Raw genomic sequence first — 22071 nt, forward strand, 5'->3', positions numbered from 1 at the left:
ACCCTGCCATGAACCAACCCGCTACCTCAACACCCTGGTCAGGCCGCCTGTCGCGCCTGGCCATACTGCCGCTACAGGCCTGCCTGCTGATGGCCCTGGCCTCTTTCGTCATCCAGGACGACCCCGCCAAACCCGACGAAACCCGATTTACACCGGTCGTGCTGGCCGAAGACCTCGATGAACCCATGGTCTTCGAAGTGGCCAGTGATGGTACTACCTTTATCATCGAGCGCAAAGGGGCCCTGAAGAAGTACGACCCCGTTACCAAATCGGTAGACCTCATCGCTACGATCCCCGTCAACACCAAATACACCTCCGCTCAGGGTCGCGTGTCGGAGGCCGAAGAAGGGCTGATGGGCCTGGCGCTGGACCCCAAGTTCGATCAGAACCACTGGATGTACCTGTACTACGCCCACCCGACGGAGAAAAAACACATCCTGACCCGCTGGGAATACCGGAACGACAAGCTGGTGGAGAACTCGCAGAAGGTGATGCTGGAAGTGCCGACCCAGCGCGAGGTCTGCTGCCATACGGGCGGGGGCATGACCTGGGACAAAGCCGGCAATCTGTACCTGACCGTTGGTAACAACACCGGCAACCAGCAGGCGGCTCAAACCGACGAGCGCCCCGACCGCAGCAGCTGGGACGACCAGGGCCACGCGGGCAACACCAACGACCTGCGCGGTAAAATTCTCCGGATTCACCCCGAAGCCGACGGGACCTACACCATTCCCGACGGAAACCTGTTCCCGAAAAGTACTGCCGCGGCCGACCGCGCCAAAACCCGGCCCGAAATCTACTCCATGGGCCACCGTAACCCCTGGCGCATCTCGGTCGACAGCCAGACGGGTTACATCTACTGGGGCGAAGTTGGCCCCGACGCCACCAAAGATTCGGAGATCGGCCCCCGCGGTTACGACGAGCTGAACCAGGCCCGCAAGCCGGGTAACTTCGGCTGGCCGTGGTTCGTTGGGAACAACCAGGCCTTTCCGGTCTATGACTACGCCAACAAGAAGCCCCTGGAAAAGAAAGACCCGACCCACCCCGTTAATAACTCGCCCAACAACACCGGCCTGACGGAGCTACCCCCAACGGCGCCTTCGTTCGTTTACTACCCGTACGCGGTTTCCGAAGAGTTTCCGCTGGTAGGAACCGGCTCGCGGTCGGCTACGGGTGGCCCCGTATACCGGCAGGCCGATTTCAAAAACGCCAAACGGCCGTGGCCTGCCTATTACGAAGGCAAATGGATCGTGACCGATTTTTCGCGCGGCTGGATCATGGCCATCACTATGGATGCCGACGGTAACTACCAGTCCATGGAACGGTTTCTGCCCAGCTACCACCCGGTCGAGCCCATCGATATGAAGTTCGGCCCCGACGGCGATCTCTACGTACTCGAATACGGCAGCAACTGGTTCCGCAAGAGCGACAACGCCCGGCTGGTTCGGATCGAGTACAACAGCGGCAACCGCAAACCCATTGTACAGGCCTCGGCCAGCAAACCCGGGGGTAAGGTACCGCTGCAGCTCACCCTCTCGGCCGACGGTAGCCGCGACAGCGACGGCGATCCGCTTACCTACCAGTGGAAGATCACATCGCCCGGCCAGCCGGCCCGCACCCTAACGACCGCCAACCCCGCCGTCACCTTCGACAAAGCAGGGGTCTACACGGCCACGCTGACCGTTACCGACGCCAAAGGAGCCACCAACAGCCAGTCGGTACGGATCATTGCCGGCAACGAAGCCCCGACCGTAGCCGTCAACCTGGCCAGCAACCAGACGTTCTTCTTCCCCGACCAGCCCATCCAGTACGCCGTTCAGGTAACGGATCAGGAAGATGGTAGCCTGGCCCGGTCGACCGCGGCTCCGGGACAGATCAGTCCGGCACGGGTGGCGATGAGTATCGACTATACCTCCGAGGGTTTCGACTATGCCGAGGTAGCCCAGCGCCAGCGCAGCGTCGATGCATCGACCCAGTATGCCGTAGCGCAGGCGCTGATCAACCAGAGTGACTGCAAGGTGTGCCACCAGCTCGAAACCAAATCGGTGGGCCCTGCCTTCACGGCGATTGCGACCAAATACAAAAACGACGCAGCGGCACCCGACCGCCTGATTACCAAAATCCGGCAGGGGGGCGTTGGCAACTGGGGCGACGTAGCCATGCCAGGCCACCCGGCCATGTCGGTTGCCGATGCCCGTATTCTGGTCAACTACATCCTGCACAGCACCGAGAAAACGTTTAGCAGCCTGCCTTTGCAGGGTAGCTATACGGTAAAACTCCCCGAGGGCGACCCGGGCAAAGGGTCGGTGCTGATCCGGGCGGCCTATACCGACCGGGGTAGTCAGGTGAAGGGCGGCAAACCGGTTCCGGCCCAGACGGCCGAGCAGATGCTGGTGCTGCGCAGTCCCGAAATGGATGCGTCAACGGCGGCTGTCATCAAAGGCGCCGACGTAAAAGCCAAGGGTATGGGCAAGGGCGAAAATGTTATCCCCTACCAGAATAGCTACATCGGCTTCCGGAAGCTGGACCTGACCGGCATCCGGCAGCTGGAACTGGCGGCTTCGGCCCAGCGACGCGAGGGTAGCGCAGGCGGCACCATTGAAGTGCATCTGAACTCGCCCACGGGTCCGCTCATCGGTACCACCTCGCTGGAGCTGGCTCCCGAAGTCGACATTGAAAAACTCATGGCCCAGATGGAGTCTGGTCAGAAACCACCTGCCGCTGGCGGAGTCAACGCCCCAGCCCCGGGTGCCGCTCCCAAAACCGGAGCCCCAGCGGCTGGCGGCAAGGGCGGGGGTAATTTCAATCCCTTTGCCCGACCGCCGGTCTTCCTGACGCTTCAGCCAACGGAGGGCGTTCACGATGTGTATTTCGTCTTTAAAAACGAGCAGGCCAAAGCCATTCAGCCGCTGATGTCCGTATCGTCCATCAAATTCCTGAACAAAGTGCAGCAGTAGCACGCGGTTACTGTACTTACGAAACCACTCGTTACCGTGTCCACGCGGTAACGAGTGGTTTTTTGCTGTCGAGCAGGTCGGTGCACTCTCACCCGTTGCCGTGAGGACACGGCAACCTGACCGGATGGCTTTTGCTGTCGCGCAGGTCGGCGACTACGCGTCCCGGACTACGCGTCCCGGTGCGAACACGCTAACGGGTGCTTATCTGTTATGAGGGCAGTAGTATAGATCGGCGGGGACGCGCTTTTTCAGATGCCGCCGATATAGGTCGGGCATCTGTTTACGTTAGAATAGCCATCGGGCCGGAGTACGGGTACGCTCGCTCTGATGACGCATAAGGATACTATGGCACACCTGATTACGAGTAACCTGCGCGGCAATGCCGATCTGCCCAATCACTTCGACGCCATCGTGGTTGGGTCGGGGATGAGTGGTGGCTGGGCCGCGAAAGAACTGACCGGCAAAGGCCTGCGCACCTTGCTACTGGAGCGGGGACGGGATGTAAAACACGTTACCGATTACCCCACCGCTACGCTGAATCCCTGGGATTTTGAACACCGCGGGCAGGTTTCCCTGGAGACTAAACAAGCCTATTCGGTAGCCAGCCGAAACTACGCCTTTTACGAAGGGAGCAAACATTTCTACGCCAGCGACGCCGAGAACCCCTACCTGCAGGACAAACCCTTCGACTGGATTCAGGGCAACCAGGTGGGTGGGCGTTCGCTGCTATGGGGTCGCCAGACACAACGCTGGAGTGACCTCGATTTTACCGGCCCCGCCCGCGACGGGTTCGCCATCGACTGGCCAATCCGCTACGCCGACCTGGCGCCCTGGTACAGCTATGTCGAACGGTTTATCGGCGTTTCGGGTAACCGCGACGGGCTGCCTACCTTACCCGACGGCGAGTTTTTACCGGCCCATGAAATGAACTGCGTGGAAAAATACTTCCAGCAGCAGATGAGTCAGCACTATCCGACCCGACCGGTTATTATGGGTCGGGCGGCCCACCTGACCCGGCCCGGCGCGATTCATATGCAACAGGGCCGGGCCCAGTGCCAGCACCGCACGCTCTGCGAACGGGGGTGCCCCTACGGCGGCTACTACAGCAGCAATTCGTCAACCCTCCCCTGGGCCATGAAAACCGGCAAGCTCACCCTGCAGACCGACGCCGTGGTCCACTCGATTATATACGACGCAGCAAAAAAGCGGGCCACGGGCGTGCGGGTCGTTGACCGGCAGACGGGCAGCATGACCGAATATTTTGCCAGCGTGCTGTTCCTGAACGCGTCGGCGCTCAGCACCAACCGGATGCTGCTCAACTCGACCTCCGACCGCTTTCCCAACGGGCTCGGTAATGATAACGGACTGCTGGGTAAGTTCATGGCTTTTCATAGCTACCGCGGCCGTATGTCAGCCCAGTATGACGGGTTTGCCGACTCGACTACCTGGGGACGGCGCCCCAACAGCACCTACCTGCCCCGTTTCCGCAACGTACACCGGCAGGAGACAGATTTCCTGCGCGGCTACGCCACGATCTTCTCGGCCAGCCGACCCTCGCAGCCCGACCGGAACGGGTTCGGCGCCGACCTCAAGGACCGGCTCACCCAGTATACGCCCGGTCCGTGGTCGGTTATGGCCAGCATGATGGGCGAAACGATCCCGAAAGAACACAGCACCGTCCGGCTCGACCCGATGCAGAACGATGCGTGGGGGGTTCCACTGCTGCGGGTATCGGTGGCCTACGATGAGAATGACGCGAAGATGCTGCGCGATTTTTTCGAGCAGTTCACCGAGATGTTCGGGCGGGCGGGCTTTACGGCCATAAAACCCATCGATACGGGTCGGCTGCCCGGCAGTGAGAACCACGAGATGGGGGGTGTTCGGATGGGGCGCGACCCTAAAACGTCGTTACTGAACGGCTGGAACCAGCTGCATCACTGCAGGAACGTGTTCGTCACCGACGGCGCCTGTATGACCTCCACCTCGACGCAGAACCCGTCGCTGACGTACATGGCGCTTACCGCCCGGGCGGCCAACTATGCGGTTCGGCAGCTGAAAGCCCGCCAGCTGTAGACTATTTCATCCGCTGTTTTCACCCTCTACTCTCCCACTCCGATGCGCACGATAACCCGCCGGTCGGCGCTGAAAACGACCCTGGCCAGTCTGACCACGGCCCTGATGACACCGGCTTTCGGGATTAGCGCGGCTGCCCCCCGGTTTTCATTTTCAACGCTGGGCTGCCCGAAATGGCCGCTGGCTACCATCCTGAAAACCGCCGTCGACGGGAGCTATCAGGGCGTCGAGTTTCGGGGGCTCATGGGCGAGCTGGACCTGACCAAAAGTCCGGACTTCAGCACGGCCGAACGCGCGGCCGACGCCAGAAACCGCTTTGCCAGCCAGGGCGTTCGGATCTGTAACCTGGGCGCATCGACCCAGCTCCACCATGCCGACCCCACCAAACGAGCCAAACACCTCGACGAAGCCCGGCGGTTTATCGATCTGGCCCGGCAACTCGACTGCCCCTTCGTTCGGGTTTTTCCCGACCAGCTACCGCCCGACCAGGACCGCGCCAAAACGCTCGACCTCATCAGTCAGGGTCTGCTCGAACTGGGCGGGTATGCCAAAGAGCGCGCCGTCACGGTGCTGCTCGAGTCGCACGGCGAACTGACCAAAAGTGATTGGCTGCTTAAGATCATGACCGCGGCCGAGCATCCGAACGTGGGACTGATCTGGGATGTGTTCAACATGTGGGTCGATACGCACGAAACGCCTGTGGCCGTGTACCAGCAACTAAACCGGTTTATCCGGCATGTACACATCAAAGACGCCCGGATCGAGGGGGCGGCCCATCATTATGTAGCGGTTGGGCAGGGGGTGGCTCCGCTGCGCGAAGCCATCGGCGCACTTCGGGCCGGGGGCTATCAGGGGTTCTATAGTTTCGAATGGGAAAAGCTGTGGCACCCCGACATTGCCGATCCGGAGCAGGTGATTCCGCAGTACCCGAAAGCCATGAAAGCGTATTTCTAGCGCCAGCCCTCCGTTACCGGAGTACGCCAGCCGACTCGGCAAGCGGGCATAGCTGCGCCCCCGACCGACGCAGGAGTTCGGCCGATACCAGGGGCGTCTGATTCCAGGGATCTTCGACAACTACGTAATCGTAGGTGCGCAGCAGCAGATGAATGGTAGCCGCCAGCCGGGGCGAGGCCATCAGGGTTTCGGTCTGCAGGGTGCCGGGCCAGCCGTCGGGACCGTCGAGCCGCGCCAGCAGTTCCAGCCAGCTGCCCAGCTGATACTGCGCCCGTTGCTTAGCCTCTTTGATCGCTTGTTTGTTCAGCTCCCACGATTCCAGATCGTACGGATGCACTACCGTCAGGGCAATGGATTCCTGCTTGTTTTCGACCGCCCAGTTGCGGAGGGCCAGGGCCGAATCGACCGAGCAGTTGGTAATGAAGAGCGCTTTTTTCATAAACCGGAACGACGTACAGATGGTCAGACAAACCTACGTTTCCGGCCCATCAGCGCTGATGAGTCCTGTCAGCTGGTCGGCTGACTCTGGTCAGCTGCAGCGCTGATCACCAGTTGGCCCGGCGCAGCTTGTCGGGTTGCAGCACCCGAATGCCCGTCGTGGCCGATCCGCCGGTTACTGTTGTCTGCTCGATCAGGCCATCCTGCCTGAACTCGCTCAGCGTACGGATCAGCGACTCGGTAGCCGTACCCACCACCGACGCCAGATCATCGCGCGAGAGCTGAATCAGTTCGCCGGGATGCTGGTCGTGGAGCCGCAGCAGCGCATCGGCCACCCGCCGACGCAGCGAGCTGTAAGCCATACCGAGCAACTGGGTTTCGCGCTCGCTCACCCGCCCCGCCAGCAGGCGGATAAACTGCTGGCCTACCTCCACGTTGGCCGTCAGCAGCTGGGTAAAATCTTCCTTCGGAATATAAATCAGCTCCGAGTCATCGAGCGTTACGGCCGAGTCGGTGTATTCGGTCATTTCGAGCAGCGGCAGGTATCCAAAAAAGTCGCCCGGACCGTAGAGTCCGGTGATCAGCTCCTTACCGTCGGCGTTCGTTCGTACGGTTTTGACCTTACCCGACTGCACGAAGTACAGCCGCGTCGGTTCGTCGCCTTCGGTGTAGATATACTGTTTCTTACGGACCGTATGCACCTTACGGTCGGCCGGGAGGCTTTTCAGGTCGGCTACCTGCCGGGCCTCATTGATAAACTCGTTCAGATCGTCGGCGGTGGCGGGCTGACCCGGCGGTGGTCCCACGTGTCGGAATCGGTTCAGCCGCCCTTCAATGGCGCTGAGAAGCTCAGACTCATCGAAAGGTTTGGTCAGGTAGTCATCAGCGCCCAGTTCCATGCCTTTCCGAAAATCGGTCCGTTCGGTTTTTGCCGTCAGAAAAATAAACGGTACACTGGCCAGCTGCGGGTTTTTGTTAAAAATATGCAGCACCCCGTACCCATCCAGCACGGGCATCATGATATCGCAGATGACCAGATCGGGCCGGGTCTCGAGCGCTTTTTCGACGCCCACTTTCCCGTTCTCGGCAGTCAGTACCCGATAGCCGGTCAGCTCCAGTATTTCGGCGGTATTTTCGCGGATGGCGTCGTTATCTTCAATTAGCAGAATGGTTTTCATACGGCAGCGTTAAGGTAATAGTGGTTCCCTGACCCAGTTCACTGCTGAGGGCAACGGTACCGCCCATCAGCTCAATATATTTGGCTACGATATGCAGCCCCAGCCCGGTACCGGGCACATTAGTTACGTTTTTGGCCCGAAAGAAGCGCTCGAACAGATGCTCCTGATCATCGGCAGAAATGCCAACGCCCTGATCCTCGACCGTCAGGGTAATCTGGTTATCGGCCTGCCCCCCCGTAACGATTACGACCGAGTCGGGCCCGGAGTATTTGATGGCGTTAGACAGCAGGTTGACCATCACCTTGCGCAGCAACGAGGGGTCGAGCCAGACCCGGCCCAGGTTACCCAGCGCCAGCTGCACCGTTTGGCCGGTTTTTAGCATGCCCTGCATGTCGGCCACCACGTCGGCCACCAGTTCCGGCAGATCGACCGCAGCGGGGTTGGCCTCGATCTTGCCTTCTTCGAGCCGCCCGACCGACAGAAACTCTTCCAGAATATCGTTCAGGTGGTTGACCGACGCCCGAATCCGCGACAGGTGTTTCTGCCGCTTGTCCTGCTGATCGCCACCGGGGTATTTTTCGATCAGCGTAGCCGACGTCAGCACCGTGGTAAGGGGCGTTCTGAACTCGTGCGATGCCATGGAAACAAAGCGCGATTTGAGTTCGCCCAGCTCCCGTTCGGCCGCCAGCGCCACGGCCAGCTCGTTTTTCGACTGCTCGAGCTGTTCGAGGGTGTTGAGCAGCGCGTGCGTACGGTCGGCCACTTTCTGCTCCAGTTCGGCATTGAGCCGCTCGATCCGGTCCCGACCCGCCAGCAGCTCCCGCTCGGCTTCTTTCTTGAACGTGATATCGATAATATAGGCCACTACGTGTAGCTGGTCGTCGAGCCGGAAGTAGCTCAGGCTGACCTCGACCGGAAACACCGACCCGTCTTTCCGGCGGGCGTGGAGGTCGCGGTTGTGGCCCATGGCGCGCACCTGCGGATTGGCAACGAACGACTGCCGAAGCCGCTCGTGATATTTCTCGACATCCATCGGGACCAGCATATCGATCGACTGCCCGGTTAGCTCGTCGCCCTCGTAGCCGAACAGCTGGCCGGCCATCTGGTTCAGCGATACGATCCGGCCCTGCTGGTTGGAGACGATAATGCCGATGGTGGCATTGGTGAACACCGCTTCGTAGCGCAGCACACTTTGTTTGAGTTCACGCTCGGCCCGGTGCAGCCGTTCCTGATCCAGCATCCGTACCATCACAAACAGGTGCCCTTCGTTGTTGAACGACGTAACTTTTAGCCGACCCAGGAACAACTCTCCGTTGGCCCGTCGCAGTTCGGTCACTTCGTCATAGAACCCTTCCCGCGTGATACGCTCAATCAGGCGGGTTCGTTCGGACTCGCTGAGCTGATTGGCCCGCAGCGAGCGTGACCAGACGGGATCATTCAGAAACGCTTCTTTTGTCTCAAATCCGAGCAGCTGGATACCGGCCGTATTCACCTGAACGAACCGCCCGAGATCGACATCATAGAGGCCAATGAAATCATCACTTTGCTCGAAAAGTAACTCTGTAAGGGCCGGATTACCGCTGGATGTTAGCATGAGACAACGGGCTGGTTTGTAGCATAACGGCTGGTATTGTCTTTTTTACTTTATGGACAGCCGCTGCTCCAGCAAAAATCAACTTCTATTCTGATAGTCGTCATACCTACCTGCTGGTAACAATACCATTTTTACATAAATTTTTTTGGCTGCGCGCTGGCCCGAACAATGCCCGTACCTGTATGGAAGCGAACCGCACTTCTCCCCTTCTTATTCCGGCCAGCACAGCGGTGTTGCTGTGTTTTTTACCGACGGCCAGCTCGCCGGAGATGTACCAGGAACGGATGTTGCTCACGGCCCGGCTTCAGCAACTGCTGCCCAGCACCATACGGATTTTAAAAGTAGACGAGTCGCTGCATCCGGAGGTCGTTAAAAGTTTCAACCTGCATCAGCTCCCCGCTTTCGTTCTCGTGCAGCGCGGCATCGAATACTGGCGGAAAGAGGGCGTCGGCTCAACCGATGTGCTGGCCGCCCTGCCCGGTCTGCTCCAAAAAGTAAACTCGTTCTGAGAACGCACCCGGACCGGTGCTGCTTTCGCTGCGCTGACCGGGCATCCGGTCGAGACCTTATTTCGCCGGTGTCGTTTTCCCGTGACAAAGCGGAATAGGCGGCTGATCGGGGCTGGCGGGTGGGGCAACGTAGACCCCGCGCACAACCAGCAAAACGCCCAGCGCGAGCGTGGTCAGCGGTATGACCCGGACAAAGCGCTGACGCAGCCCAACCGGAAACAACGCCGGAATGGACCGAACAGCCAGCAGAGCCGGTACCGTACCGGCCCCGAACAGGATCATGTAAAGTGCCCCCTGCCCTACGTTGCCGGTGACAACAGCCCCCGCCAGCGCTACATATACAAATCCGCACGGCAGCAGGCCGTTCAGCAAACCCAGGGCCGCAAACGCCCGCAGCGACGGCTCGTGCAGGAAGCGCGCCATGGAGCCAACCAGCCATCGGGATGGCAGTCGTCCCGACAGACTGCCGAATTTACCCCGGGCCGCCATTGTCCAGATAACCAGAAACAGCCCGGCCCCGATGGAAACAGGCCGCTGTAAATTCAGCAGCAACAAGCCCTGCCCGACACTCCCGACTACGAGCCCGATACCAGCATAGGCGCTGACCCGCGCCAGATGATAGAGACCGATACCCAGCCCCCGGCGGGCTACGGGCAACCGACCAACGGGCAGCGCCATAGCCAGTGGTCCACACATACCGACGCAGTGGAGGCTTCCTACCAGGCCCGTTGTCAGGGCCGCCAGTATCCAGGTGATAGCCATCAGGGTTTGGTAAAGGACTGTTCGTGATAGAAGGTCTGTCCGCCGGCCGACCAGCTGACCTGAGCCCGCCAGCGCCCGCTGCCCAGGTCTGCCGTAGAGATGGTCTGCTGGCCGGGGCTGAGCGTAATGGTCCGGTCCTGCGCCCGGTCGGCCGGGCGGTAAAACGTCAGCTGGCCCTGCGTCCAGCCCGATGGCAGCCGGAGGTCGAGCTGTTGCCGAGCCGGATCGATCTGCAACACAGGGCCCTGTTTGAGATGAGCCGTGCGCGCCAGGCGGTCGATATGTTGCTGATAGGCGATTTCGTCCTGATAGTAATCGTCGCGCACCAGATCGATACGCTGGCGACTCATCCGAAATACCATCGTGCCGATGAAGCCGGCAAACAGAATAAAAACAAGTACAATAGCTTTTCCCCAGTTCATATTGGCAGGTATTTTATCGGGTTGGCGATTGAGTGTATGTCTGCGCCGTGCCTGGCTAGTCACTCAATCATACATTCACTAACTCGCTCAATGAAAATTCACTCAATGTTCCGGTCCCAGGAAGTTGGTTTCGACCTGGTCGATGAGGGTGTTACCCGACAGGATGTCGATTGTCAGGGGTGTGTTGCTTTGCTGAATGGCGGTTTCGGGCAGGGTAATGAAAAACATGGTTTTGGTTAGCTCGCCGGGTTTCACTTCTGCCAGGGGCTGTACGAACCGCAGCCGGGCCGCCGGATGGCTCAACCGAAACCGTACGGGCATCGACTGGTAGGTTTTGTTGATCACCTCTACCGAATACAGGTTGGCAACTCGTCCGTTTGCCTCGCGCTGAAACAGTTGCCCCGGCGCCCGCAATACCGTTGTATCGAGGGCCGGGCGAGTGCCGAGCAGACCGCCCAGCACCGCCAGCAAGGCCAGCAGCACACCCGTATAGGCTTTGATACGCGTCGTAAACCGAAACGGCTCGCGGGTTTCGATTCCCGTCAGCGAATCCATCCGGATCAGGCCCTGCGGCCGGTCGATCCGGTGCATCACCTCGTCGCAGGCATCCATACAGGCGGTGCAGTTGATACATTCCATCTGCGTACCATTCCGGATATCGATACCCGTCGGGCATACCTGTACGCACAGCTTGCAGTCGACACAATCGCCTTTGGGGGTCTGGGGCAGGGGGCGCGGAGCAGAAGTGTGGGCGGCTACCACAGGCTGCTCCAGACGCCCTCCCCCAGACCCCGTATCCCGTGTGATCTGCTCCCGTTGTTTCTTGCCGCGCGGTTCGCCCCGAACATAGTCGTAGGCCACCACGAGGGAGTGTTTATCGAGCAGCACACTTTGAAGGCGGCCATATGGGCAAATAGTTGTACAGACAATTTCGCGCAGGTAGGCAAACACGGCATAAAACACCCCCGTAAAAACCAGCATGGCGGTCAGGCCGGCCAAGTGTTGCGACGGCCTGTCGGTAATCAGGGTCAGCCACTGGTCGCGGCCGATGATGTAGGCCAGAAACGTATTGCCGATGACGAACGAAATCAGGAAAAACACGGCATGTTTGGCGGTCTTTTTCAGGACTTTTTCGGTTGTCCAGGGACCGGCGTCGAGCCGCTGGCGGGCTTTGAAATCGCCCTCGATCCAGCTTTCGATCCGGCGGAACACCATCTCCATAAAAATGTTCTGCGGGCAGGCCCAGCCGCAGAACACCCGGCCATATACGACCGTAAAGAGCGTCACGAAGACAACGAAAGTGATCAGTCCGATGGCTACCAGGTAAAAATCCTGCGGCCAGAACGTCACCCCGAAGAAGATAAACCGCCGTTCGAGTATGTTGAACAGAAACAACGGATGCCCATCGACCCAGACAAACGGCCCCGCCAGCAAAGCCACCAGCAGCACAACCGCTACCGCCGTACGCCAGCGCGTATAGCGCCCCGACGTAGCGCGGGGGTAGAGCCACTTCCGTCCGCCCTGTTCGTACTGATTGGGCAGATGGGACCGGAAATAATCGTCGACGGGGGCTTGTTGAGTTATCATGGGATGAGCGACTGTGTTACGGATTCCTGACCGGCGCTGATGCCGACGGTTCACGCAGCGGGCTTTTTTTCGAAGGCAGGCTTCATTTTACCGGGTTGCCAGTTTATCGGCGGGGGCGGCAGCCGGAGCTTCTTTATCGCCCTGTGGTTCTTTAGCGCCCGCCGGTTTGGTACCCTGCAGGGACAAGATAAAACTGGCTACCTGCTGCACCTGTAGCGGGTTGAGCTGCTTCTTCCAGGACATCATTCCTTTCTCGGGCACCCCTTCGTTGATGGTATGGAAAATAGCCTTTACGGAGCCGCCGTGCAGCCAGTACTCGTCGGTGAGGTTAGGCCCAACGCCCCCCTGCCCCTGCTGCCCGTGGCAGGCTACGCAGCTTTGCATGAATACCGCCTTGCCCGCATCGAGCGATTTGGCATCACTGACTACGGCCACCGTATTTTCGTTGATCGAGCCCGCTACTTTTTTGATGTAGGCGTCGCGTTGCCGGTCGGCCAGGGCTACTTCCTGCGTATACTCGGCCGTTTGCAGATCACCGGTACCGATAACGTGGAAGATGAGCAGGTACACGACCCCGAAGGCGATTGTGCCGTAGAACAGGCCCATGAACCAGGGCGGAGTGGGATTGTCGAGTTCGTGGATATCGTCATAGGCATGGTCCATCATCAGGTCTTTCTCCTGACTGAGTGCGTGCAGGCCGGTGAAGCGCTGCCAGAGCGTACGCGTATCGCTGGGCTGGGTGGCGACCGGTGGCGTTACCATCTTCCGCAGTGTCAGCAGCAGATACAAAGCCACCACACCGACGATAACCATACCGGTCAGCAGCAAAATGACCACGATGAGCAGTGCAAGCTCTTCGCCGGTCTGGAGGCTCCAGATGGATTTTCCCGGATCGGCAGCCAGTAAAATAGAATGCAGGTTCATGAAATACAGTCGGTTAATCGGTGGGAGAATCATCGAACGGCAGGCGGCTCATCTGTCCCATATGGCCTTTGTCGACCCGCCACAGATACAGCCCCACCAGCACGAAAAAGACGAAGAAGGTCAGAAACGAAGCGACCATGTAAACGTCGGCCCCGGGAATCTTGTCAATGAATTGCTTGAACATGGCAGTCGGTTTTTTTAATGATGAGTGATGAGCGATGAGCGTCACCGTGGCCACACCGGGACGCGGACCACGGTGACGCTCATCGCTCATCATTCATCGCTCATCACTCATTTCACAGCGGTTTCTGCTTTTTTGATGTCGGTGCCCAGGCGTTGCAGGTAGGCAATGAGGGCTATTATTTCGCGGTCGGCGGGTACCTTGATGCCGTCTTTGGCGAGTCGGCTGCTGACCTCGGCGGCCTGTTTTTTGAGGTCTTCGTCCGCGTAGCGAACGGTTACGTCGTCATAGGGTACGCCTACGCTTTGCAGGGCTTTGAGTTTGGCCGAGGTGCTGGCCACGTTCAGCTTTTGTTCGAGCAGCCAGGGGTAGGGCGGCATGATAGACCCCGGCGACATCGATTCCGGGTCGCGCATGTGGTGGTAATGCCAGGAGTCGGGGTATTTGCTGCCTTCGCGGTGGAGGTCAGGCCCGGTTCGTTTACTGCCCCACAGGAACGGGTGGTCATATACGAACTCGCCCGCTTTGGAGTACTCGCCGTAGCGCTCGGTTTCGGAACGAAAAGGACGAACCAGCTGGCTGTGGCAACCGACACACCCTTCGCGGATGTACAGATCGCGCCCTTCTACTTCGAGCGCCGTGTACGGCTGTACGGCCACAATGGTAGGTACGTTACTCTCGACCATGAAGGTCGGAATCAGCTCGATCAGCGACCCGATCAGGATCACCACCAGCGACCCAACCAGCAGCGGGAACGGCCTGCGCTCCAGCGAGCGGTGCCAGAAGGTATCGCCACCCGTTGGCGTATAGGCTTTGGGCAGGGCCATGGCTTCGGCGGGTTCGTTGGCGGTAAGGGTACCGGCGGCCATGGTCTTGAAGAGGTTGTAGGCCATGATGATCGCCCCGGCCAGGTAGAACGTTCCGCCGATGGCCCGCATCCGGTGCATGGGCAGCAGCTGCAGCGTTGTTTCGAGGAAGTTGCTGTACCGCAGCGTACTCTCCGGCGTAAACTCTTTCCACATCATACCCTGGGTGAACCCCGAGATGTACATGGGCACCGCATAGAACAGGATACCGAGCGTGCCGATCCAGAAGTGGAGGTTGAGCAGCCGCTTCGAGTGCAGGGGGGTGTGGTACATGCGCGGGATGAGCCAGTAGAGCATGGCAAACGTCAGGAAGCCGTTCCAGCCCAGTGCCCCAACGTGTACGTGGGCTACGATCCAGTCGGTAAAGTGCGCAATCGCGTTGACGTTCTTGAGCGACAGCATCGGGCCTTCGAAGGTGGCCATACCGTAGGCGGTCAGCCCGACAACCATGAACTTCAGGATGGCATCTTCGCGAACCTTATCCCAGGCCCCGCGCAGGGTCAGCAGCCCGTTGATCATACCGCCCCACGACGGTGCTATGAGCATAATGGAGAACACGACGCCCAGCGACTGGGCCCAGTCGGGCAGCGAGCTGTACAGCAGGTGGTGCGGACCGGCCCAGATGTAAATGAAAATCAGGGCCCAGAAGTGCAGAATCGACAGTTTGTACGAGTACACGGGCCGGTTGGCCATCTTGGGCAGGAAGTAGTACATCATACCCAGATACGGCGTCGTCAGGAAGAACGCTACCGCGTTATGCCCGTACCACCACTGCACCAGCGCATCCTGCACCCCGGCGTAGAGCGAGTAACTTTTCAGGAACGTGACGGGTATCTCCATCGAGTTCACGATGTGCAGCACGGCAATGGTTACGAAGGTGGCGATGTAGAACCAGATGGCTACGTAGAGGTGCCGCTCGCGCCGTTTGATGATGGTGCCGAACATGTTGATCCCAAACACTACCCAGATCAGGGTGATGGCAATATCGATGGGCCATTCGAGTTCGGCGTATTCCTTGGAGGTCGTAATACCGAGGGGCAGCGTTGCCACCGCCGACAGAATAATCAGCTGCCAGCCCCAGAAGTGAAGCTTGCTGAGCAGGTCAGAAAACATGCGCGCTTTGCAGAGCCGTTGCAGGGAGTAGTAAACGCCCATGAAAATGGCATTGCCGACAAAGGCGAAAATGACGGCGTTGGTATGCAGCGGCCGGATACGCCCGAAGGTAGTATACTGGTTACCCAGGTTGGCAGCCGGCGCAAACAGCTGCGTAGCCACGATGACGCCCACCAGCATGCCGATAACCCCCCAGATAATGGTGGCCACGGCAAAGTTGCGGACAATGGCATTGTCGTAGGTAAATCGCTCGGCCACAGGCGGCTGTCCTGGGCGGTGCTCCCCCGGCGGGGGCTGCCCAATAGCCGACCTATCGGGAGAGATGATCAGAGGGGGTTGGTTCGTCGTAGCGTTCATACGGCAGTAACGGTGATTTTAGAGGTAATCCGACAGGTAGGGCTGGGTGTCAGGGGCGCAGCGGGTAGCGGGCTTTTGGTACCCGACGCGGCCGGTTGGTCGGGCAGGGCGTCGTCGTCGAGCAGCATCCGCATAGACGGTGTATACAGATCGTCCTGCTGTCCGGTACGCATCGACCAGATAAAAGCACCCAGAAACCCCAGGGCCATCAACAGACTAATTCCGATCATAAAGAAGAGGACTGACATACCCATTGGCGTTTGACAGTCACAAAAGTGAGTGTCGCTGGCCGGGTCAACGATGAGATTCGTCAGATGCCCGACTGATTAAATTCAGCTGGCAGTGTTTTGGGACTGGGGTGGTGGTGGTCAGCCACACCTACCCTTATCGCAATATTGCGATATGATACAGAATCATTATCTTTAAGCCTGCCTGCCCCCTCACCCGCTTTCTTGATTCTTCGACTATGCTACACATCCGACCCATTCAGCCCGCCGACTGGCCCGCCCTGGCCGACATCTACCAGCAGGGCATCGACACCGGCCACGCTACCTTCGAGACAAAAGCACCTCCACCCGATGAGATGGCCCAGCACTACCTGCCGGCTCCCCAGCTGGTTGCAGACCAGAACGGCACGCTGGTCGGCTACGCGCTGCTCTCGGGCGTATCGGGCCGTTGCGTATACGGCGGTGTTGCCGAAGTAAGCCTGTACGTCCGGGCCAGCGAACGCGGCAAAGGCATTGGCCACCAACTACTCGAGCAGCTCATTATCGACAGCGAAGCCCAGGGGTTCTGGACGCTGCAGGCCGGTATCTTCCCGGAGAATCTGGCCAGCGTTGCCCTGCACCACCGGGCGGGCTTCCGTACGGTAGGCTACCGCGAAAAACTAGGGCAGCGGCAGGGCGTCTGGCGCGACGTGCTCCTGCTGGAACGACGCAGCCCAACCGTAGGCATCGGATCTCCCCCGTAGAGACGCGACCGCAACGGCGGACCGCCCTCGCGTCTCATTCGCGTCAGCAACAATACCATCCGGACAGGAGACGCGAAGGATCGCGTCTCTACGCGTCAGCAACAATACCAGCCCGACAAGACCGTAAAACCAGCCCAACAAGACCGTAAAACCAACCGGGCGGGAGACGCGAGGGCGGTCCGCCGGGGATCGCGTCTCTACGCGTCAGCAACAAGACCAGCCCGACAAGACCGTAAACCATCCCGACAAGACTGTAAAACCATCCGGGCGGGAGACGCGAGGGGTCGCGTCTCTACGCAGCAGCAACAATACCAACCCGACAAGACGGTAAACCATCTCCCCGTAGAGACGCGATCCGTCGCGTCTCATTCGCGACAGCAACAATACCAAACCGACAAGACCGTAAACCATCCGGATAAGACCATAAAACCATCCGGGCACGAGACGCGAGGGCGGTCCGCCGGGCGGTCGCGTCTCTACGTGACCGCAACAATACCAACCCAACAAGACGGTAAACCATCTCCCCCGTAGAGACGCGACCGCAACGGCGGCCCGGCGCAACGGCGGACCGCCCTCGCGTCTCATTCGCGTCAGCAACAATACCAGCCCGACAAGACGGTAAAACCATCCGGACAGGAGACGCGAAGGGTCGCGTCTCTACGGGGGAGGCCACGAAGAACAGCGTATAAAAAAAGGTTGGCCGCAGTGCGAACCAACCTTTCCGGGCGTTAATCTTAACCTACGATAAACTATTGTTCCAATGGGGATGGCAGTCGGGAGACAGCCAGTAGTCAATAATGAGGAGGGCGATAACTGGCGCAATCAGTCACTGCAGGTTAACCGCAACCAGGCGTTCTGACTTCGATGTGCCCAGATTGACCTGCTTCTGAATAACCCCTTCGTCCGATCTTATTTCCAGCGTGTACAAACCATCTTCTACCTCGCTCATGTCGAAGAGCAGGGCGGCTTTCATCTCTTTTTTGGCGACCCGGTTCGTAAACAGCACGTTGTTCTTCTGGTCGAGGAGCGCGACGGATACGGTTCCGGGAGCCGCCTTCTGAATAGCCAGTTTAATCTTACCCTGCTTGGTTACGTATACGCTGGCATCGAACGACAATGGTTTGGCCGGTTTCTCCGGATTGCCGAGTAAGGTGGTGGCGCCGATAAGGAGGCCGCCCATCAGATTCTTGAAGCCCATCAGGGCGCTGGTTTGGAGGATTGTGGTGATCATGGCTTTATGTGTTTTGTATGTTGTTTACTGTTCTCCTCTTATATGCCAAACCACGTGCCACAAAATTTATATATTGATTATCAACACATTACCACCAAAAACTCGTGAATACGCTGTACGGAATCGGACAGGCATTGTTCAGAAACGAACGTTTTGTGCGGACAATCGAAACCGCGCCGTAACAAAACTCATCCGGTGGGCTGACGTACATCAGGGATAAGGCTGGGCGGGGGACGGAGTTTTACGGCCAGAATTGATCTGAAACCACCTCTCCATGCAAGCTGCCCCCACCCCACCTTCGTCGGAAGAAGCCATTGCGGCTTTGTTGACCTGCCGTCAGGAAAATCAGCGCTGGACCGCTGCGCTATCGATGAACGAAGCGGACATTGACGGGCTGCTGGGCCTGCTGGCCGACCTGCTGGAGCAGCCTGCCTACCAGTCGGTACACAGCCGGGCCGTCCGCTATTACGGGCAGCTGTTCCGACTGAAAGGCCGGTTCAGACAGATTCGCAGTATGTATTTATGTACCAGCAGCACCTGCGGGGCCATCTGCCACGAGAAACTGTTTGGTCGTCACGAAGCCCTTCCTCTTTCTTTTTCCCTCCTCAACGACGAATTCAATACCGTACGCGCTACCTGCTATCAGTTCCTGTCGGGGCTGGTACGGCTTAACTTAATCTAACCGCCGATCGGTCCGGTGGTGATGGCGTACTCCCACCCGGCCGATACCATTTTGTACTACATGCTTATTCTTGCGTTTTTTCTGGGCCACTGGTACCTCTCGGTGCTGATGCAAACGTTTTTTCTGCACCGGTACGCAGCCCACCAGATGTTTACCATGAGTCCCGGCTGGGAGAAATTCTTCTATGTGCTGACCTTTATCGGACAGGGGTCGTCGTTCCTGAGTCCGCGGGCATACGGCATCATGCACCGCCTGCACCACGCCCATGCCGACACCGAACACGATCCGCACTCGCCGGAGTATTCCAAAAACCTGTTCGACATGATGTGGAAAACGCGGATTTTCTACAACGACATCCTGAACAACCGCGACTCGATCCCGGCCCGGTTCAAAAAGGGAGTACCGAACTGGGAATGGATGGAACGGTTGGGCGATCGTTGGCCCGTGCGGCTCGCCTGGGGAACGGCCTATACCCTGTTCTACATTCAGTTTGCGACCTCCCCCTGGTTATTTCTGCTGCTGCCGGTTCATTTCCTGATGGGGCCGGTCCACGGCGCTATTATCAACTGGTATGCCCACCGCTACGGCTACACCAATTTCGAACTGGCCGATACCGCCAAAAATCTGCTGCCGTTCGATTTTCTGATGATGGGCGAATCGTACCACAACAACCACCACAAGTTTGGCGGGCGCCCTAACTTCGGCGGGTTCCGCTGGCACGAGTTCGACCCGGCCTATCCGCTTATCAGGCTCCTCGACCGGGTGGGCGTGCTGAAACTCCGGCTCGGCCGCGACGAAGCCTATATGTAATTACCGGTTCTATCGCCTGCCCTCATGACTGATACAACAGCCCCCGTACTGCACGACATCGACACCAAAGCCGACATCGCGCATCTGCTGGATCGTTTCTACGAGCGCGTGCGGCAGGACCCCGACCTGGGCTATATTTTCGATGGTGTAGCCCACGTCAACTGGCCCGACCACCTGCCCCGTATCAACGCCTTCTGGACTAACCTGCTGCTCGGGGGCGATGGCAGCTACCAGGGAAACCCCATGCGGGCTCATGTCGATCTGGCCCGTAAGACCCCCATCACGCCCGCCCACTTCGACCGGTGGCTGGCCCTTTTCACCCAGACCCTGACCGACTGCTTTGCCGGCGAGCGCGCCCGCGAAGCCCTGCTGCGCGCTCAGTCGATTGCGGCCGTTATGCAAAGCCGGCTCTACTCGGCGGGCCTGCTGGAGACTGATTAAAACCGCCCTAAAAGCCACATGAACCGGATCATGCAGGATTAGAACGTATATTGAGCTGATTTATAGCCCAATACCTCCCTAAACACCGGCAACCCGTGGCGACAAACTACGATACTATTGCGAAAGAATACCAGGCCTCAAAAATGCTCCCCTGGCGGAAGCAGGCCGAATCATACACCTTCTTCGAGCTGGCCGGCGACCTGACCGACCTGAATGTGCTTGATTTAGCCTGCGGAGAGGGTTTTTACACCCGACAGCTGAAACTGAGAGGGGCAGCCCAGGTAACCGGGGTCGATATTTCGGCCGGCATGATCCAACTGGCCCACGAGGCCGAAGCCCATAATCCACTGGGCCTGGTGTACATCTGTCAGGATGCGCTCACGCTGAACCTCGGTCAGTCATTCGATCTGATTACGGCGACTTACCTGCTCAACTACGCCCGCACCGCCGATGAGCTGGTTCAGATGGCTACCGTAATAGCCCGCCATCTAAAACCGGGCGGCCGCTTCGTGACCATCAACAGCAACCCCGACTTCCGGGCCACCGTCGAGACGATGTTTCCGTACGGGTTTACCCGCGAAAACAGCAGCTATAGCGAGGGGGCCGAGATCATCTATCGCTTCTATCAGCCCAACGGATCGCCCATTGCCGTTACCAATTACCACCTGGAAAAAGCGACCCACGAAACCGCCCTCCGGCAGGCCGGCCTGACCGACATTCAGTGGCACCCGCTGGTCGTATCGCCGGGGGGTGTCGATGAATTCGGACCGGGATATTGGGCGCCCCTCCTCGAATGCCAGCCCGTAATTGGCCTGTCAGCCCGCAAGCTGTAGTGACTACAGGCAGCCCGTAGCGCGTATCTATCCTTCTTCATTCCCGGCCGACGCTCTATAACTCGCCCTTGAGATAGTAATGGTCGCTGCTCACGGGCCTATGTTCGGACCTGGAGTCTTTACCATATGTCTATTTTTTGTTTTCGTTTTGATTACGGTTATCCTAGCAAGAGCATAACGTTTTCAAGCTTTGTGTTCGAGCGAGTTTCGGAGCAGAAAATTTAAATTGACTATTAAAGTTTAATAGTAGTACAAAGCTCCAAGTTTGCGCATCAACCCGCCTGACGCAGAACCCGTGTTCCAAGAAGGTCTTCTTATTCTCACCGTCAAAAATTATTTGGGTTAACGCCATTTCTAACTAACCAGTCGTGGTTTAGATATCCGTAATTTGGTCTGTTTATAGGGACATCATGATTTAGTCCATTCCAAACCCAGCAATGAGTTAGTCCCCAAACTCTTTCTTGAAATGGAACTTGTAACTGTCTACCAAAACCATTTGCTGTTGGTGTAAAAATTGAGCAAAAAGATACGTTAGGCCTGATTTGACTACATAGTTCCTTCAATCTGTCAACTAACCAAGCACCAGATTTAAAAGTAAAGTAAATGTGTTTGATACTATTTGTTTCATTTATATATTTAGCTATTGCTTCCACATTGTCATCAAGCCAACCTTGAGCAGCCATAAAGTCAAGTGGGCCATCCTTGTAACTTGTCCAGATGTATTGATTGTTTACTAATACACTTTTGTTTTGAGGTTGTTCAACTGCTATTATATTATCTTTGATACCTTTGACAATGTCTGCAAAAACAATTTTCCCAGCCGTACAAATGTCAAAAATTTGCGACCTTATCGGAACATTATTGTTCTCTGTTCGTTTACTTGTTAAGTAATTAGAATTATGTAAAAACAAATTCGCCATTGCCGTCCACATATACATTCCGCGCCCATAGTAAAAGTCTGATTTATTCCAAGTCCAACCGTGGTTATGTGTGCCAATAATAATTACTTCGGGGTCGTAAGTTACTGTGTGCAAAATTGAGTCGTGAGTTTGAAAACCATTGTCAAAATTATGCTGTTGATATTTGTGAAGAAATGGCATATGTTTTTTTTGTTAGGTTGTTTTTTTGTATCTTCATACACTTGCTTGTAACGTTTTGCAGCTTGTTGAAGTGGCGAATATATAGGTAA

The 22071-nt window shown here is 57.8% G+C and carries 21 protein-coding genes; 9 read left to right on the top strand and 12 right to left on the bottom strand.

The window, feature by feature from the left end; genetic code table 11:
- The first annotated feature begins 8 nt into the window (after window positions 1-8).
- From B1C80_RS21695 to B1C80_RS21705, 3 genes are all read left to right on the top strand, one after another.
- Complete coding sequence (locus B1C80_RS21695) at window positions 9-2957, top strand: PQQ-dependent sugar dehydrogenase (RefSeq protein WP_077923311.1); 2949 nt, start codon at window positions 9-11, stop codon at window positions 2955-2957.
- Between the two features lie 345 nt (window positions 2958-3302).
- The gene (locus tag B1C80_RS21700) at window positions 3303-5030 is read left to right on the top strand and encodes a GMC oxidoreductase (protein WP_077923344.1); all 1728 of its coding nucleotides are present in this window, start codon (window positions 3303-3305) and stop codon (window positions 5028-5030) included.
- 42 nt (window positions 5031-5072) lie between these two features.
- Window positions 5073-5984 carry a sugar phosphate isomerase/epimerase gene (locus tag B1C80_RS21705; RefSeq protein ID WP_077923312.1) on the top strand — a complete coding sequence of 304 codons (912 nt, stop codon included), beginning with the start codon at window positions 5073-5075 and terminating at the stop codon, window positions 5982-5984.
- Between the two features lie 13 nt (window positions 5985-5997).
- Here B1C80_RS21705 and B1C80_RS21710 read toward each other — a convergent pair whose 3' ends face one another.
- The 3 genes from B1C80_RS21710 to B1C80_RS21720 form a co-directional block, all read right to left on the bottom strand.
- Window positions 5998-6423 carry a hypothetical protein gene (locus tag B1C80_RS21710; RefSeq protein WP_077923313.1) on the bottom strand — a complete coding sequence of 142 codons (426 nt, stop codon included), beginning with the start codon at window positions 6421-6423 and terminating at the stop codon, window positions 5998-6000.
- Between the two features lie 106 nt (window positions 6424-6529).
- Complete coding sequence (locus B1C80_RS21715; protein WP_077923314.1) at window positions 6530-7600, bottom strand: response regulator; 1071 nt, start codon at window positions 7598-7600, stop codon at window positions 6530-6532.
- Window positions 7578-9194 (bottom strand): PAS domain-containing sensor histidine kinase, encoded by a 1617-nt coding sequence (locus tag B1C80_RS21720; RefSeq protein WP_077923315.1) that lies wholly within the window; start codon window positions 9192-9194, stop codon window positions 7578-7580. The genes B1C80_RS21715 and B1C80_RS21720 overlap by 23 nt, the downstream gene beginning before the upstream one ends.
- Window positions 9195-9376: 182 nt before the next feature.
- On the opposite strand from B1C80_RS21720, the gene B1C80_RS21725 reads away from it, so the two are divergent.
- Entirely contained in the window at window positions 9377-9703 is a 327-nt protein-coding gene (locus B1C80_RS21725) for a thioredoxin (RefSeq protein WP_129602624.1), read from the top strand.
- A gap of 57 nt (window positions 9704-9760) precedes the next feature.
- On the opposite strand, the gene B1C80_RS21730 is transcribed toward B1C80_RS21725, so the two are convergent.
- From B1C80_RS21730 to ccoS, 7 genes are all read right to left on the bottom strand, one after another.
- Entirely contained in the window at window positions 9761-10465 is a 705-nt protein-coding gene (locus tag B1C80_RS21730) for a sulfite exporter TauE/SafE family protein (RefSeq protein ID WP_077923317.1), read from the bottom strand.
- Window positions 10465-10887, bottom strand: a complete 423-nt coding sequence (locus B1C80_RS21735) for a FixH family protein (protein WP_077923318.1) — start codon at window positions 10885-10887, stop codon at window positions 10465-10467. Before B1C80_RS21735 ends, B1C80_RS21730 begins: the two co-directional genes overlap by 1 nt.
- A gap of 102 nt (window positions 10888-10989) precedes the next feature.
- Entirely contained in the window at window positions 10990-12474 is a 1485-nt protein-coding gene (gene ccoG / locus B1C80_RS21740) for a cytochrome c oxidase accessory protein CcoG (RefSeq protein WP_077923319.1), read from the bottom strand.
- A gap of 87 nt (window positions 12475-12561) precedes the next feature.
- Window positions 12562-13398: a cbb3-type cytochrome c oxidase N-terminal domain-containing protein gene (locus tag B1C80_RS21745; protein ID WP_077923320.1), complete on the bottom strand. Its 837-nt coding sequence runs from the start codon at window positions 13396-13398 to the stop codon at window positions 12562-12564.
- A 13-nt stretch (window positions 13399-13411) separates the two neighbouring features.
- Window positions 13412-13582, bottom strand: coding sequence for a hypothetical protein (locus tag B1C80_RS28555; RefSeq protein ID WP_165358915.1), 171 nt, complete (start codon window positions 13580-13582; stop codon window positions 13412-13414).
- Window positions 13583-13689: 107 nt separating this feature from the next.
- Window positions 13690-15915, bottom strand: coding sequence for a cytochrome-c oxidase, cbb3-type subunit I (gene ccoN, locus B1C80_RS21750; protein ID WP_077923321.1), 2226 nt, complete (start codon window positions 15913-15915; stop codon window positions 13690-13692).
- Complete coding sequence (gene ccoS, locus B1C80_RS28785; protein ID WP_236648880.1) at window positions 15912-16163, bottom strand: cbb3-type cytochrome oxidase assembly protein CcoS; 252 nt, start codon at window positions 16161-16163, stop codon at window positions 15912-15914. The genes ccoN and ccoS overlap by 4 nt, the downstream gene beginning before the upstream one ends.
- 218 nt (window positions 16164-16381) lie before the next feature.
- On the opposite strand from ccoS, the gene B1C80_RS21760 reads away from it, so the two are divergent.
- Window positions 16382-16885 carry a GNAT family N-acetyltransferase gene (locus B1C80_RS21760; protein ID WP_077923322.1) on the top strand — a complete coding sequence of 168 codons (504 nt, stop codon included), beginning with the start codon at window positions 16382-16384 and terminating at the stop codon, window positions 16883-16885.
- Between the two features lie 826 nt (window positions 16886-17711).
- Here the strand turns inward: B1C80_RS21760 and B1C80_RS21765 are convergent.
- Window positions 17712-18116: a hypothetical protein gene (locus B1C80_RS21765; protein WP_077923323.1), complete on the bottom strand. Its 405-nt coding sequence runs from the start codon at window positions 18114-18116 to the stop codon at window positions 17712-17714.
- Window positions 18117-18390: 274 nt separating this feature from the next.
- Between B1C80_RS21765 and B1C80_RS21770 the strand changes: the two genes are divergently transcribed.
- The 4 genes from B1C80_RS21770 to B1C80_RS21785 all read left to right on the top strand — a co-directional run bounded on the left by B1C80_RS21770 (window position 18391) and on the right by B1C80_RS21785 (window position 20882).
- The gene (locus B1C80_RS21770) at window positions 18391-18798 is read left to right on the top strand and encodes a hypothetical protein (RefSeq protein WP_077923324.1); all 408 of its coding nucleotides are present in this window, start codon (window positions 18391-18393) and stop codon (window positions 18796-18798) included.
- A 60-nt stretch (window positions 18799-18858) separates the two neighbouring features.
- On the top strand, window positions 18859-19608 hold the full coding sequence (locus B1C80_RS21775; protein ID WP_077923345.1) for an acyl-CoA desaturase: 750 nt from the start codon (window positions 18859-18861) through the stop codon (window positions 19606-19608).
- A 24-nt stretch (window positions 19609-19632) separates the two neighbouring features.
- A complete protein-coding gene (locus B1C80_RS21780; protein ID WP_077923325.1) occupies window positions 19633-20049 on the top strand; it encodes a group III truncated hemoglobin in 417 nt (138 codons plus the stop codon).
- Window positions 20050-20144: 95 nt separating this feature from the next.
- Window positions 20145-20882: a class I SAM-dependent methyltransferase gene (locus B1C80_RS21785; protein ID WP_161492801.1), complete on the top strand. Its 738-nt coding sequence runs from the start codon at window positions 20145-20147 to the stop codon at window positions 20880-20882.
- Between the two features lie 326 nt (window positions 20883-21208).
- Here the strand turns inward: B1C80_RS21785 and B1C80_RS28200 are convergent, their stop codons facing one another.
- The gene (locus B1C80_RS28200) at window positions 21209-21982 is read right to left on the bottom strand and encodes a hypothetical protein (protein WP_139361709.1); all 774 of its coding nucleotides are present in this window, start codon (window positions 21980-21982) and stop codon (window positions 21209-21211) included.
- Between the last annotated feature and the right edge of the window lie 89 nt (window positions 21983-22071).

Source organism: Spirosoma sp. 209, assembly GCF_002006735.1.
Lineage (GTDB): Bacteria > Bacteroidota > Bacteroidia > Cytophagales > Spirosomataceae > Spirosoma > Spirosoma sordidisoli.

Coding starts and splice junctions, on each gene's coding strand:
- B1C80_RS21695 (WP_077923311.1), top strand. CDS start 9: ATGAACCAACCCGCTACCTCAACACCCTGGTCAGGCCGCCTGTCGCGC.
- B1C80_RS21700 (WP_077923344.1), top strand. CDS start 3,303: ATGGCACACCTGATTACGAGTAACCTGCGCGGCAATGCCGATCTGCCC.
- B1C80_RS21705 (WP_077923312.1), top strand. CDS start 5,073: ATGCGCACGATAACCCGCCGGTCGGCGCTGAAAACGACCCTGGCCAGT.
- B1C80_RS21710 (WP_077923313.1), bottom strand. CDS start 6,423: ATGAAAAAAGCGCTCTTCATTACCAACTGCTCGGTCGATTCGGCCCTG.
- B1C80_RS21715 (WP_077923314.1), bottom strand. CDS start 7,600: ATGAAAACCATTCTGCTAATTGAAGATAACGACGCCATCCGCGAAAAT.
- B1C80_RS21720 (WP_077923315.1), bottom strand. CDS start 9,194: ATGCTAACATCCAGCGGTAATCCGGCCCTTACAGAGTTACTTTTCGAG.
- B1C80_RS21725 (WP_129602624.1), top strand. CDS start 9,377: ATGGAAGCGAACCGCACTTCTCCCCTTCTTATTCCGGCCAGCACAGCG.
- B1C80_RS21730 (WP_077923317.1), bottom strand. CDS start 10,465: ATGGCTATCACCTGGATACTGGCGGCCCTGACAACGGGCCTGGTAGGA.
- B1C80_RS21735 (WP_077923318.1), bottom strand. CDS start 10,887: ATGAACTGGGGAAAAGCTATTGTACTTGTTTTTATTCTGTTTGCCGGC.
- ccoG (WP_077923319.1), bottom strand. CDS start 12,474: ATGATAACTCAACAAGCCCCCGTCGACGATTATTTCCGGTCCCATCTG.
- B1C80_RS21745 (WP_077923320.1), bottom strand. CDS start 13,398: ATGAACCTGCATTCTATTTTACTGGCTGCCGATCCGGGAAAATCCATC.
- B1C80_RS28555 (WP_165358915.1), bottom strand. CDS start 13,582: ATGTTCAAGCAATTCATTGACAAGATTCCCGGGGCCGACGTTTACATG.
- ccoN (WP_077923321.1), bottom strand. CDS start 15,915: ATGAACGCTACGACGAACCAACCCCCTCTGATCATCTCTCCCGATAGG.
- ccoS (WP_236648880.1), bottom strand. CDS start 16,163: ATGTCAGTCCTCTTCTTTATGATCGGAATTAGTCTGTTGATGGCCCTG.
- B1C80_RS21760 (WP_077923322.1), top strand. CDS start 16,382: ATGCTACACATCCGACCCATTCAGCCCGCCGACTGGCCCGCCCTGGCC.
- B1C80_RS21765 (WP_077923323.1), bottom strand. CDS start 18,116: ATGATCACCACAATCCTCCAAACCAGCGCCCTGATGGGCTTCAAGAAT.
- B1C80_RS21770 (WP_077923324.1), top strand. CDS start 18,391: ATGCAAGCTGCCCCCACCCCACCTTCGTCGGAAGAAGCCATTGCGGCT.
- B1C80_RS21775 (WP_077923345.1), top strand. CDS start 18,859: ATGCTTATTCTTGCGTTTTTTCTGGGCCACTGGTACCTCTCGGTGCTG.
- B1C80_RS21780 (WP_077923325.1), top strand. CDS start 19,633: ATGACTGATACAACAGCCCCCGTACTGCACGACATCGACACCAAAGCC.
- B1C80_RS28200 (WP_139361709.1), bottom strand. CDS start 21,982: ATGCCATTTCTTCACAAATATCAACAGCATAATTTTGACAATGGTTTT.